Source organism: Streptomyces broussonetiae (genome assembly GCF_009796285.1).
Lineage (GTDB): Bacteria > Actinomycetota > Actinomycetes > Streptomycetales > Streptomycetaceae > Streptomyces > Streptomyces broussonetiae.
The window spans coordinates 6749719-6762131 of sequence record NZ_CP047020.1 but is presented as its reverse complement, the minus strand read 5'-3'; the positions used below and the strand labels follow the sequence as shown (position 1 = coordinate 6762131).

Here is a 12413-nt window from a genome sequence, read left to right as displayed (position 1 = left end):
CCGCGCTCAGAACGTCGAAAGGGCGACGACCGAGCTGTCGTGCATGACGAAGACTCGGTTTCCGGCGGCGGCCAGGCGGGCGTAGTCGGGAGCGGGGACCATGTAGCTCCGTGACTTCTTTCCGTCCGAGGCCCGCACGGCATTGATCAACAGTTGGGGCCCATACCCGTTGCTGGCGCTGCCGAACGTCCAGACGCCCTGACCCTGCCGGGCCAGAGGGCTCCCGTCATTCGCGTTCTGGAACGCCTCCCATCGCACCTTGCCGCTGTCCTTGGCCAGGCACCTGGTGCTGTCACCCGCGTTCGTGTAGACCGCGTCCGCGTAAACCTCGGCTGGGCCCCACTTGTACCCATCGGTCCCATAGTCGTCGAGCTTGGTGTTCCAGATCCTCGTTCCGTCGCTGAGCCGACGAGCGTCCATGGACTTGCCGTTGATGTACACCGTGTCGTCGTAGACGGCCGGGCTGACCGTAAGGTCCTCGTCCTGGTCGAGGCGGGTCCATGCCGTGCTGCCATCGCTGGTGTGAACGACGAGTACGGTGCCGTCCGCTGCCGATATGACCAACCTGCCCTGGGCGGCAACGGCAGGGGCGAGCAGATTCCCGCGGAACTTCGTGGGGACGACAGCCGTCCAGCGGATCCTGGCGTCGGAGCGATTCACGCTGCGCAGCCTGTGGTCCTTCGTCACGAGGTACACCGCCTCGTCGTCGGCCGCGAGCAGCGCGGCCGTCTCCGCTGCCGGGCAGGTCCACTTGGGTTCGCCCGTGGCAGGTACGAAGGCCCGGAGAACGCCCCTGTCGTCGGTGCCGACGACCAGCCGGCCGGAGAGCGACAGATAGCCGCTCTTCGTTCTGAGGTGAGGCGCGCTCCAGCGGCGCTTACCGCTGGTGACGTCGAATCCCGCGATTCCGCCGGTCGCGACTCCAAAGACAATGACGTCCCCGATCGGCAGCAGCGTCCGGGAGTAGGCATCCGCCTGCCCGTGCACCTCCCAGAGGACCGTCGGCTGAACGTCATCGCCAAAGGGGTCCTTGACGCCCTTGTCCAGCTTCTGCACGGGAACGGGCACCGCCGGAGGAATGTCGAAGGGACCGCTCTTCGTGGATCCGCCCCGCCGTCCGAACCACCATGCCGCCGTGCCACCCCCGCCCGCCAGGACCACAGCTCCGGCGGCGAGCCCTGTGAGCAGACGCCTGCGAGTGACGGACGGAGCCGCCTCGACGGTCACCGGCGCGGTCAGCCGCCGAGCCGCGGCCTCTCGCTCTCTGATGGCGTCGGCGACCGGTCCGCGCCGCCACACCCGGTCGGCCCCCTTGGACGCCGCCATTGCCTGGACGATCTGGGGCGGGGTGGGCCGTGCGGCGGCGTCCTTGGCGAGACACGGCGCGATCAGAGCCCGTATCCCCTGGTCGATGCCGTCGAGTCGGGGCTCCTCGTGCACCACCGCGTACTGCACGGCCGCGACATGGGAGCCCTCGTACGCCCGTCTGCCGGTGGCTGCGTAGACCAGCACCGCGCCGAGCGAGAACACGTCCGCCGCCGGGGCCACACGCTGTCCGAGAACCTGCTCGGGGGCGCCGTACCCCGGAGTGACGGGCACCTGCCCGGTCGTGGTCAGGGTCAGCCCGTGCTCGGGCCGGGCGATGCCGAAGTCGATGATGCGCGGCCCGGCCGAGGTGAGCACGATGTTGGGCGGCTTCAGGTCTCGGTGGATGAATCCGGCAGCGTGGATGTCGGCCAGCGTCCGCGCCAGCGCGGCGGCAAGGGCACGCAGAGCCGGCTCGTCGAGCGGTCCGTAGGTGTCGACTGCCTGGTCCAGGGTGAGCCCCGCGAGGAACTCGGTGGCGATCCACGGCCGTCCGCCCTCGGTCCAGGCTCCGAGCACGTTCGCGATGCCGTTGCTCTGCACTGCCTGGGCGGCCTGCGCCTCGCGCACGAAACGCTGGGCGAGGTTGGTGTCGTGGGCAAGCTCGGGCCTGAGCACCTTGACGGCGGCCAGGCTGCCGGCGCTGTCCTGACCGACGTAGACCTTGCCCATGCCGCCTTCGCCGAGAACACCGAGAACGCGATAGGGGCCGAGGCGGATTGGGTCGCCGGTACCGAGGGGTTTCATGGGGGTCCTTCTGCCCGGGGGGAGGTGGGTGGGAGCGGCCGGGCGGACAACCGGCGCCGTGTGCCGTTCCACAGGGCCGGTGTTCCGCCGCTTCGAGGTCACTTCACTGGAGGGGATAAGCGGTCATGCCCGCGCCGTCCACGGCGAGGACCAGCTTCGCGTCCGAGTCCCCGTAGAACTGCTTTCCGCTGGTCTGGTACGTCAGCGAGGTCGTGTGGTCCGACAGGCTGACCGCACGCAGCAGGCTCCCGTTCTTGTAGTACGCGTAGCGGGTACCGAGGATGGGCGGCCCGCTGGTGGACGCCTCGCCCACCTCCCCACCTCGCTCGGTCCAGAGCATCCTCCCGCTGCGTGCGTCGACCGCCGTCAGACCGGCGCCGTCACCCACGGCGTACAGGATGCCTTCCCTGAGCACCGGCGGTCCGTACGCGTGCTCCGTCGAGGTCTGCCACGTCGCTGCCCCGTCACTCAGCCGCAGCGCCCAGAGTCGGCTGCCGCCGAGATACAGGTGATCGTTGTCCGCGGCGATCCCGCACCTCAGGATGTCCGGGTCGTCGATGTCGTACGACCGCTTCCACAGGACGGCTCCCGTCGAGGCGGCCCACACGACGATGTGGACGGTCCCGTCCTCCAACTGCTGGAGTGTCACCAGACGGCTGCCCACGGTCTTCGCTGCGAGGAAGTGCAGCCTCGAACTCAACTCGAATCGTACGGGCAGTGGTTGCGACCACAGGAGTTTGCCGGTCTCGATGTCGGCAGCACTCAGAGTATCGGTCTCTCCTGCGGAGAAGGTGCCGCCCCCGTCGTACTTCCCCTTGCCCACGACGACGTACGCGACGCGGTCCGTGATGCAGAGGAGTTGGTGTGTGGGAAGCTCGTCATTGGTGCCCGCGAACCGGATCAGGGTCTTGATCGTTTTTCCGTTCTTGGGATCGAGGGTCTGGAGCCTGACGGCGGACCCGATCCCGTCACTGGTCTCCTCCCCGATCCAGAGCCGGTAGAGCCTGCCACCCGTCACGAGCGTCTGCCAACTACTTTCTCCCGAGAGGCCGTTCCCGTCCCATGCGTGGACTCCGTTCGTCGCACGGACGGCTTCGGCCCCGCCGCCCGCGGCCACGATGATCATTCCGCCGAGCCCCTGAGGGACGACCGAGCCCAGCTGATCCGTGACCACGGCGCTGAACGTATAAGTCCACAGCGGCTCGATGTTCCGCGTCTTGTCTGCGTCGCCCTTCGCGGTCGTACCCCCACCGCCCCGCGCATCGGCGCGCCCCTGCCACCACCACGCGCCTGCGCCCGCCGCCGCACCGACGGCGAGTGCGCCGCCGACGGCGAGGAACCTGCGGCGTGACGGGCGCCGGGCGGCCGGGCCGGTGACCGCCGCGGCCTCCGGCCCGGCCGCGGGCGCCGGCAGCCGCTGTGGCACGAGCCGCCAGACATCGGCCGCCCTGCGCCCGATCTCCGCGAGCAGTTCGTGCGGCAGATGATCGGCGAACTCACCCGTGCCGTCGTGAAGTTGAGCGGCGAGCCGTGCCATGGTCGGCCGTTGCCCCGGATCCTTGGCCAGGCACTGGGCCAGTACCGGAGCGAGGGCAACAGGTACACCAGTGAGGTCCGCGTCCGCATACCGCACCCGGTACAGAAGGTCCGCCGCCTGCCCGCTGCCGAACGGTCCGCGCCCGGTGGCCGTGTACACCAGCACGCCGGCCAGCGCGAACACGTCGCCGGCGGCGCCGTGCTCCTGCCCGGTGGCCTGCTCCGGGGACATGAAGGCCGGCGTACCGACGGCGGCACCGGCCCGGGTCAGCCGCTCGTCGCCGATGGCCCGCGCGATGCCGAAGTCGATGACCTTGGGCCCGTAGGCCGTGAGGAGGATGTTGGACGGCTTGAGGTCACGGTGCACGACGTCCGACCGGTGCAGCTGGCCAAGCGCCGAGCACAGGGCCGCGCCCAGGGCGCGTACGGACTGTTCGGGCAGCGTTCCTCCGGCCTCGACGGCCTCGTCGAGCGGGGGCCCGAGTACGTACTCCGTGGCCAGCCAGGGCGTCTCCGCCAGCGGATCCGCGTCCATCACCCGCGCCCCGAACCGGTCGCCGATGACGCGGGCGGCGTCCACCTCGAGCCGGAACCGGGTGCGGGCCGCCGGATCGGTGGCGATGGCGGCATGCATGGTTTTCAGGGCAACGGTACGTCCACCGGTGGACCGTGCGACGTAGACGGTGCCCATGCCTCCGCTGCCGAGCCGGGCGATGAGCCGGAACGGGCCGAGTGCGACGGGGTCGTCGTGGGTGAGAGGAGTCGGCATGGGGATTCTTGTGGTCAGTGAGTGCGATGGGATTCCGGGGCCCCGGACGGCACTCGGCCGGGCGTCCAGGACGCATGGACAGGTGCCTGCGCCTGCACCGGGAACTGCACCTCCGCGGCCAGCACGGACGCCGACTGATGGACGATGGCGGCGACGAGCCGGGCCGACAGCCAGCCGGGGCCGAGCAGTGCGTCCGCACGTGTGGGCGCGGCGAAGCCGGCGGGGGCGTCCGGCTGCTGGCCTGACGTCAACTCATCGACGATCTCGACGAGTTGGGGCCGACGGGCCGGATCGCGGGACAGGCATCGGGTGATCAGCGAGCGCAGACCGGTCGGTAGCTCTTCCCGTTCCGGCATGCTGTAACCCGTGGCGGCGTAGGCCAGCGTCGCACCGAGTGCGTATACGTCGCCCATCGGGCGCGGCTGCCCGCCCGCGGCCTGCTCGGGCGGCAGGCTGCCGGGATCCAGCCCGGGCGCCTCCTGCCGCGCGACACCGTCCGGCGCTGCGGCCCGAACGGCCCCGAAGCAGGTGAGCCGGGGACCGTCCGCGGCGATCAGCACGGCGGACGGGCAGAGCCCGGCATGGGTCAGGCTCTGCCCGTGCATGACGGCGAGGTTCTCGGCCAGCGCGACGGCGAGCGCCCTGACCGTCGGCTCGGGCAGCGGGCTTCCGTGGACGGCGAGGGCGACGGGCAGTGGAAGCGCGGGCAGGTACGGACGCGCATGCCAGGGCTGTTCGCCGGAGGCGGCGAGTTCGACGGCGGGCAGGACCCAGCTCCCGAGAAGATAGCGAGAGGCCTCGGCCTCGGCCATGAAGCGCTGGGGGTCGACGCCTGCCAAGGGCCTGCTGAGCAACACCGTTCGGTCGCCGTCGGCGCTGCGGGCGATGAAGCGATGCTCGGAGACCGGGGTGTGCACCGGGACACCGGCATCGAGCCGGGTCACCACCGTGTACGGGCCGATCTGCTGCGTGCCCCGGGTACCCGGTCCGGCACCTGACACGCGCATGCTCCCTCTTCGTCCCTCCGGCGTGCTTCCGGCTCAGCTCCACGGCTCGGCACAACAGCAGGGTGGGCGCCTCCCGCGCGCGCCCACCCTGGAGTTGGTTCTGCGAGCCTTCTCCTACTGGAAGTAGCTGGCCGCCTTCTTGTCGCCTTCCATGTACGTACCGCCGGACTGGCCGACGACGTGGCCGATACCCCGCAGGGCCTGGTGGATGTCGTTGGCTTCCTTGTCCCAGCGCTGCAGCTTCTCGTGGAAGGTTCCCTGGGCCTGGCCCTCCCAGTACTGCTGGCTCTTCACGACCATGCGGCGGAGTTCCGCCAGGTCCGACTCGAGCTGGCTCGCCTGGTTACCGATGTTGGTTGCGGCGTGGTCGAGCCCGTCATAAGTGACGGACAGCCCATCAGCGTTGTTGGCCATGCCTGTTACCTCGTCTCGCTGGTGTGTACGTGATGAGTGCGCCGGCTTCCCGGCGGATGTTCGCTGTCTCGCTCGACTCAGTAGGAGCTGAGGGAGGACGTCGGAACGGTCGGAGCGCCGTCCTGGAGGTCGATCTTGTTGACCGCCGCGCGGACTTCGTCTTCCTTGCTGTCCTTGATGTGGCGCGTCGTGGTCATCGCCTCGATGACGTCACCGAGGATGTTGCCGATGTTCCGCAGCGACTGGTTGATCTCGTACTGCTTCTTGTCGAACGCGGCACGGCCGATGCCGTGCCACTGACCCTCGAGGCCGTCGATGACGCCCTGAAGGGCGTGCACGCGCTTCTGGATGTTCTCGTACTTCTCGACCATCTGCTTCTCGAGAGTTACTACTGCGGCATCTTCGAGCTTCTGCTTTCCGCCGGCCATGATCGGCCCTGCCTTTCGTGTGTCCGTTGTTGATCTGTTGGTTTCGGCTCACCGCTGTTGGCTGTCGCTCCCAGCGGGGAACACGCAGTGCCTGCCGTGGACGAACTGCACCGGGCCGCTACGGGCTACGGCTGTCGACGGCCGAGGACGTCACCTGGCGCGTCGTGCCCGCGCGAGAGCCCATGCGCCACCGCCGATCACGACGACCACACCGACGGCGCCCAGCGCGATCCAAGTGGTGTTGCTGCTACCGCCATTTGACGACCCGGCGCTCGATCCTGCCGCCGAGGTCCCGCCGGTGGAACCCTTTTGCTGGGCTTGTGACGGGGCTGATGCAGAAGGAGAGGAAGAGACTTTGGGAGCCACGGGGGCCACGCTCGCCCACTCCTGACCGTCCTGTTTCTGGAGCGGATCGACATTGGCGGGACCGGGGTCGTAATTCTTGTCCGCCAGGACCACGCGGGGACGGATGACTCCGTAGCCGAGGTACTTGCTCGGCTTGTCCTTCGGCCAGGTGCGTCCAGCGGTGTCGAGGAGGGCTCGTTCGACCTGATAGACAGTCCAGTCGGGGTGTGCGGACCAGATCAGAGCGGCAGCGGCTGAGGTGAGTGCGGTGGCCGGGCTCGTACCCTCACGGTTGTCGCAATAGCGGACGGTGCCGCCCTCGCAATAGCCTGGATATCCCTCGCCGGGAGCTGCCAGGTCGGCATGGCCTCCACTCGAGGAAAAGCTCGACACTGTCAGGGACTTGCCGACGGAGGCGACGCCGAGGACGTAGGGGTAGGAGGCGGGGTAATCGGCGTGGCCGTTCTTCCCGTCATTACCCACTGCTGCGATCAGTAGCTTGCCCTTCGAGAGCGCATATTTGACGGCAGCCTCGTCCTCGTCGAGGCTCATCCCGCCGAACGAAATATTGATGATCTTCACGTCAGTGTCGGCGGCAGCCCTCAGCGCCTGCGCCGGCTCCGGAGTCCTGGCTTCTTCCTTCGCCCCTTTGATGCCCTCGAGCTTGACGCGGTAAGGGACGATCTTCGCGCCCGGTGCCAGCCCCTTCAGTCCACCGCCTGCCCCGGTACCTGCGATCAACTCGGCCATGCTCGTGCCGTGGCCCGCATAGTCATCCGTCGGATGGTAGGCCACCGCCTTGGGGACCTCATCGGTCAGTACCTGCCCCTTGAGCGACGGCACATTGGCGTTCACACCAGAGTCGATGACCGCGATCTTGACACCCTTCCCCGTGCTCACCTTCCACATCTGTTCGGCTTGCATGGGGCCCAGGTACCACTGCTTCGACTGCTCGTCGGACGCAGCGGCACCGGGCGCCAAGCCCACGGTCACAACGGTCAGGGCGCCGACAACTGCACCCACCGCGCGCACTCGTCTTCCGCGGTGCACCCTGCGGAGCTCAGCCTGCTCGGCTCGTCGGCTGATCCCTGACTTCATGGCGTTGAATATCCTCGCTCGCGTTCAGTTGATAACCGGCGGCACGTCGCGCCGGGGGCTGTTCGACAGGTGTGTCTGTTCGTCTTCGACCAGATAGTCGGGCCGCGATGTCCTGTCCGTCTTCCGCTCCTCGCCGGGCCGTCCTTTGTGGCCTGCGCCGCGTGTGAGACCGGCACCACCACGGGTCATGCCGTTGCGCTCCGCTCCCGCCTCGGACGTGCGTTCACTCGGCCGTCCGGTGACGGCCTCGGACGCTCCCGCGCGGGCGCCAGAGCCAGGCCGCACCGTGGACTCGGACTCGGGCGTGCCGAAGACACCGCGCTGGCCCAGGCGGCCAGTCGTGGGGCGGGAGTTGGCCTCTTCCTCGCCGCCGATGACCGTGCCACGCGGAATCCTCGACCCGTTCTTCGACGAAGGATTCGTTGTGGAGGGACGTCCCCCGACAACTCCGTTGTTGCGGCCGGCGCCGGTGGTCGGCCCGTTCGTCGCGCGTGATGCCGCCGTGCCTGCGGGGCGCGGCGTACCGCCCGTGACTCCTCGACCCATGGGAGAGGACGCCCTCGGTCCGGAACCGGCACCCTTGACACCGGACTGACCAGTTGATGTGGCGCGGCCCATCTGGTCCGTGGGCCCTCGCCCTGTCGAGCGCTCGGAGCCCGGATTGGTCAGCTCGGACGTACCCGCTCGCCCTTGAGCGGTCGGAGGGTTACGGAACCCGCCGGCGCCGCTCAAGCCCCGACCCGAGGTGGCGTTGGGCATGGGCAGCCTGAAGCCACCACCATCGAACACACTGGGTTGACTGCCAGTCGTGGGGGGAGTGCCCGTGACCGGCGGAGTGTGGCTGGGCCCGGGTGTCGTGGTAGTGGGCGGCGGAAGCGTGCCGGTGGTGTCGATGTGTGTACCGACCGGCGCCTCAGGGTGCCTGACTGGGGTCGTGGCATGGTGTACAGCGACCGGCGTGCCGCTTGTGTCAGGCACAACTGCGTGACGCGTCGGCTCCACCGTCGTGTGATGCCCCCCGACTGCGCTCGAGCCCGTGCCTTGGTAACCGTGCGAAGCAGAACCAGACGGAGAGGGATCGTCGTATTTCATCGGCCTGGGCACCCCGACGCTCGGGAGGTTACCGAAGTCAGGCGCGCTTTTGTGCAAGTCCTGCAGCGACTGGGTCGACACCGCGTAGTACGACGCCAACCGGTTCATCTGGTTGACCGCCTCCTGGCGGTGCTTCTCCACCTTTACGGCAGTGGCATAGCCCTCTTTGTCCGACACCTTCTCGGCCGCCGTGAATTTTTCGGGACGCGTTGAAACCGGTCTCGTATCACGCGGCATTCGCATTGCGTTGCGAACAGACGCCAGCCCCTCTGCCGCAGCAGCGATCGAGTCACCGGCTCCGCCCGCGAAGTCGGCGAGCCCATGTGCGTGTGTGACGAGATTGCCGCCCCACGTGCGGAAGTCGTCACCTGCCTTGCCGACCCAGGGGACCGTGTCGAACTTACCCTTGAGCGTTTCAGCCGCCGCTTTGATGGCATCGCGCGCGTCCCAGAGGGCCCGACCGGACGACTCCAGGTCCTCCGGGTTCGTCTGCTCAACCAGGTCGATCATTGCGTTGAGGTCATAGTTGTCGAATTCCGTACGCTTGACCATGGCCTGCCCATACGGGGTGGCCTTGGCCATAGAGCGAAGGATTTCGACAGGATTGAAGAAGAGACCGCCACTGCTGGGCTGATCCCCAAGGCCCCGGGCGACGTCGGTGAAGCCGTTCTCCGCGGAGACCCGATCCATGTCCGCCTTGTGCTTGTCGGTCATCGTCAGATCCCTCCCTTCTCGCCACCGCCGGTGTTCGTGTCGCCCTGCTTCCCGCCGCCGACGTTCTTGTCGCCCTGCGAATCGAGTTGCTTGATCTCCCACTCGATCTCGTAGAACCTGCGCCGCTGGTCTTCCTCGAGGTCGTTGAAGGTGCCGTTCGCACCCTTGACAGCGATACCGATCGCCTCGATCTGCAGATGCAGGGTCTTGGACAGGTTCGTGAGAGCCTGGTGGACCTCGTTGAACGTCCCGTACAGGGCATCGGCCTCATGGAACCCGGCAGACCCGCTGCGGAGCGACGTGTGCCGGATCGTCTGCTCTCCGACTCGCGTCGGATTGCCGGCCGACTTCTCAAGATCCAGCAGAACGCTGTCCACCGTGTTGACGAACTTTGTCAGAGCGTCAGCGCTGACCTTGAGGTTCGCCGCCGACTCGCCCCCGCTCATGTTCCTCCCCGTTTCCCCGTACATCATCGACCCGCGACCGGAGCGAGGCGGGCCGTCCACCCGCCGTACGAACGCATCGCAAGCCGCGTTTCAACGCACCTGACCACTGTAGTCAACCTGCTCAACGGGTCCAACCGGCATATGTATTGGCTCGGTTACGACACTGGGCCGGAGGCAGCGGTTTGCCGGATTTACGCGTGCACGACCGGAGGATGAGTGGGCCACCAGCCATGCGCACCTCAGGCGGGAGCCGATCCTGACGCGATCAGCCAGACAGGGTGACTTCACTTGAACCTTTGCAGAACTTCCACACGCGGCAGATCTGGGCGCTACGTCAGCGGCCGACCAGCGGCCGAACCTCGACTCAGGCTTCAATGCCCACGTCCAAGTACTACAGCCGGAGATCTTGAGGATCGGTGATGGGTGAGGTCGGCCGGTGGTGGGCCCAGAGCTGGAGGCGGTCCGGGGGAACGGGTCTCCGCGGTGCGCTGGGCGGCGACGCCGACGGGTCGGGCAACCGGCCGGGCCCGCGCTCAGCGGCGTCCGTGGCGGCGCTCGGCCCGGTTGCGGGGCGGGAGCGGTCGGGCGGCCTCGGCCCGGTCCTCCTGCTCACGCACCCGGCGCTCGTAGTCCTGGCGAGCGCCGATCTCGGCGGCGGTGCGGCGCGCGAGCGCCGGGGCGGCCCAGGTGCCGATCGCCCAGGCGACGATTGCGGGCAGGACGGGCGCGAGGAGCAGCAGCGTCCAGCGGCCACCGACGGCCGAGGCGGCGTTCCTGCGCTGCCGGGAACGGTGCTCCCGCCATGCCTGTTCGGGGGTGGGGATCTCCACCGGTGCGCGCCGGGTGCGCACGAAACCCGCGACGAGGCTGAGCAGGCAGGCGACCGCCGTCACCGCGTACACCGCGGTACGTGCGGAGCGGGGCACCCCCACCGCTTCCCAGAACCCCGCGTAGAAGGCGGTCACGACGAGCCCGGCGAACAGCAGCAGGGCGAGCTGGAAGCAGCCATGTGCGATCCGGCGCAGCCAGTACCCGGCGCCCCGGTCGAACCAGGTGGTGCCCAGGCGCGGAATCGCCTCCGGCTCCACCTGCTCCGTGGGGACGCCGTCTGCCGTACTTTTCATGTCGTCCCCACCCAACATCAGAAGATCTTGTGCCACAGCGCCTTGGACTTGTCGCCGATCCAGTGGCCGGTGCCGGTCACCATACCCTTGCCCGTGTCCCACGCCTGGGCCCCGGAGTGGCCGATGCCGTACAGCGTGCCCACGACCGGGCCGTGGTCGTCCCAGTCCTCGTGCCAGTGCTCGTGGAACAGCTTGTCGGCGAAGGTTCCCACGCCGACGACGACCGCGCCGCCGACCGCGGCCGTGGCGACCACCCCGTCCACCGGGATCGAGGCCGCGAGACCGACACCGGCACCGAGGGCCACCAGGCCGCCGCCCACGTCGACGAGCGCCGAGTGGCCCCAGGACCAGCCCTCGTCGTGGTCCTGCTTGGCCTCCAGACCGCCGGCGGCCACCGTGGCCGCGACGTCGATGACCGGGATCTCCTTGAGGAACCGGGGAGCGCCCTCGGCGAGTTCACTGCCACGCAGGACGTCCGCCATCTTGTAGTTGAGGTACCGGTCGTACGGCATATGGGAGCTGCCGTTCTCCAGCCCGGCCAGCCGCCCTTCCAGGCTGTCGAGTTGATCGGCGGCGCCCTGCCACTCCCCGCGCAGCTTGAACGCCTTGGGGAGGTTGGCGTCCGCCGTCCGGAACTTGGCCTCCTCGTCCTTCAGCGCGGACAACGCCTTGTCGTGCTCCTCCTGGGCGTGCTTGATGTCGTCGGCCATGTCCAGGCCGAGTGCCCGGTCGCCCTCCGCCCCGGCAGTCCACAGGCCGCGCAGGTAGTCGGCGACCACGATCTTGTCGCCCTTCTGCATCGGCTCGCTGGGGTCGATCTCGGCGTAGAGCTGGCCGATACGCTTGGCGGCGAGGAGCCGGGCACGCTGGGCCTGGTGCATCAGTTCCGTGTAGAGGGTGGTGTAGTCGTTGTTGTCCTTTATCGCCTGCTCCTCCTTCGCGGAGGGCGGGTTGTTCGTCGCGAGGGGGATGGGTTCCCCCTTCGGCCCCATGGACACGCCCTTCTTCTGGGCGACATGGGCGGCGTTCTGCAGTGCCGTGTTGGCCGAGGACAGGTTGGTGGACAACTCGGTGAGTTCCTTACCCACCGCGTACACCAGTTCGGCGAAGCCGCCGGCGGTCATCGCGTCCTTGGTCCAGGCGGCCTCGAACTTCGAGGCGGCCTCGCCCTTCCAGCCCGCGTCCTTGACGAGCTTGTCGACTCCCTTGCTGAGCGGTTTGACGATGTCGTCCAGGTGCTCCTTGGCACCGGTGAGGGCGGTGCCCATGGCGGCCAGACCGTCGATGTCGCCGCCCACCCAGGAATCCGTCACAGCTTGTGTCCCCCG

At 68.4% G+C, this 12413-nt stretch carries 10 protein-coding genes; all 10 read right to left on the bottom strand.

Translation table 11 applies throughout. The features are described 5' to 3' along the window. Window positions 1–6: 6 nt before the first annotated feature. Window positions 7–2112, bottom strand: coding sequence for a protein kinase domain-containing protein (locus GQF42_RS31270; RefSeq protein WP_158925440.1), 2106 nt, complete (start codon window positions 2110–2112; stop codon window positions 7–9). Window positions 2113–2215: 103 nt separating this feature from the next. After that, the gene (locus tag GQF42_RS31265) at window positions 2216–4417 is read right to left on the bottom strand and encodes a protein kinase domain-containing protein (protein WP_158925438.1); all 2202 of its coding nucleotides are present in this window, start codon (window positions 4415–4417) and stop codon (window positions 2216–2218) included. A 14-nt stretch (window positions 4418–4431) separates the two neighbouring features. Further along, window positions 4432–5424 carry a serine/threonine-protein kinase gene (locus GQF42_RS31260; RefSeq protein ID WP_158925436.1) on the bottom strand — a complete coding sequence of 331 codons (993 nt, stop codon included), beginning with the start codon at window positions 5422–5424 and terminating at the stop codon, window positions 4432–4434. A 114-nt stretch (window positions 5425–5538) separates the two neighbouring features. Next, window positions 5539–5838, bottom strand: coding sequence for a WXG100 family type VII secretion target (locus GQF42_RS31255; protein WP_158925434.1), 300 nt, complete (start codon window positions 5836–5838; stop codon window positions 5539–5541). A gap of 77 nt (window positions 5839–5915) precedes the next feature. Further along, window positions 5916–6266, bottom strand: a complete 351-nt coding sequence (locus GQF42_RS31250; protein WP_158925432.1) for a WXG100 family type VII secretion target — start codon at window positions 6264–6266, stop codon at window positions 5916–5918. A gap of 150 nt (window positions 6267–6416) precedes the next feature. Then, window positions 6417–7643, bottom strand: coding sequence for a S8 family serine peptidase (locus tag GQF42_RS31245; protein WP_325100413.1), 1227 nt, complete (start codon window positions 7641–7643; stop codon window positions 6417–6419). Between the two features lie 90 nt (window positions 7644–7733). After that, complete coding sequence (locus GQF42_RS31240; protein WP_158925428.1) at window positions 7734–9515, bottom strand: hypothetical protein; 1782 nt, start codon at window positions 9513–9515, stop codon at window positions 7734–7736. Window positions 9516–9517: 2 nt separating this feature from the next. Then, window positions 9518–9961, bottom strand: a complete 444-nt coding sequence (locus tag GQF42_RS31235; RefSeq protein ID WP_233273517.1) for a hypothetical protein — start codon at window positions 9959–9961, stop codon at window positions 9518–9520. 533 nt (window positions 9962–10494) lie between these two features. Next, window positions 10495–11085 (bottom strand): hypothetical protein, encoded by a 591-nt coding sequence (locus GQF42_RS31230; RefSeq protein WP_158925426.1) that lies wholly within the window; start codon window positions 11083–11085, stop codon window positions 10495–10497. 17 nt (window positions 11086–11102) lie between these two features. Then, on the bottom strand, window positions 11103–12398 hold the full coding sequence (locus tag GQF42_RS31225) for a WXG100 family type VII secretion target (RefSeq protein ID WP_158925424.1): 1296 nt from the start codon (window positions 12396–12398) through the stop codon (window positions 11103–11105). Window positions 12399–12413: the final 15 nt, after the last annotated feature.

What these genes read in the sequence shown, in the direction of transcription:
- GQF42_RS31270 (WP_158925440.1), bottom strand. Translation starts at nt 2,112, where the DNA reads ATGAAACCCCTCGGTACCGGCGACCCAATCCGCCTCGGCCCCTATCGC.
- GQF42_RS31265 (WP_158925438.1), bottom strand. Translation starts at nt 4,417, where the DNA reads ATGCCGACTCCTCTCACCCACGACGACCCCGTCGCACTCGGCCCGTTC.
- GQF42_RS31260 (WP_158925436.1), bottom strand. Translation starts at nt 5,424, where the DNA reads ATGCGCGTGTCAGGTGCCGGACCGGGTACCCGGGGCACGCAGCAGATC.
- GQF42_RS31255 (WP_158925434.1), bottom strand. Translation starts at nt 5,838, where the DNA reads ATGGCCAACAACGCTGATGGGCTGTCCGTCACTTATGACGGGCTCGAC.
- GQF42_RS31250 (WP_158925432.1), bottom strand. Translation starts at nt 6,266, where the DNA reads ATGGCCGGCGGAAAGCAGAAGCTCGAAGATGCCGCAGTAGTAACTCTC.
- GQF42_RS31240 (WP_158925428.1), bottom strand. Translation starts at nt 9,515, where the DNA reads ATGACCGACAAGCACAAGGCGGACATGGATCGGGTCTCCGCGGAGAAC.
- GQF42_RS31235 (WP_233273517.1), bottom strand. Translation starts at nt 9,961, where the DNA reads ATGAGCGGGGGCGAGTCGGCGGCGAACCTCAAGGTCAGCGCTGACGCT.
- GQF42_RS31230 (WP_158925426.1), bottom strand. Translation starts at nt 11,085, where the DNA reads ATGAAAAGTACGGCAGACGGCGTCCCCACGGAGCAGGTGGAGCCGGAG.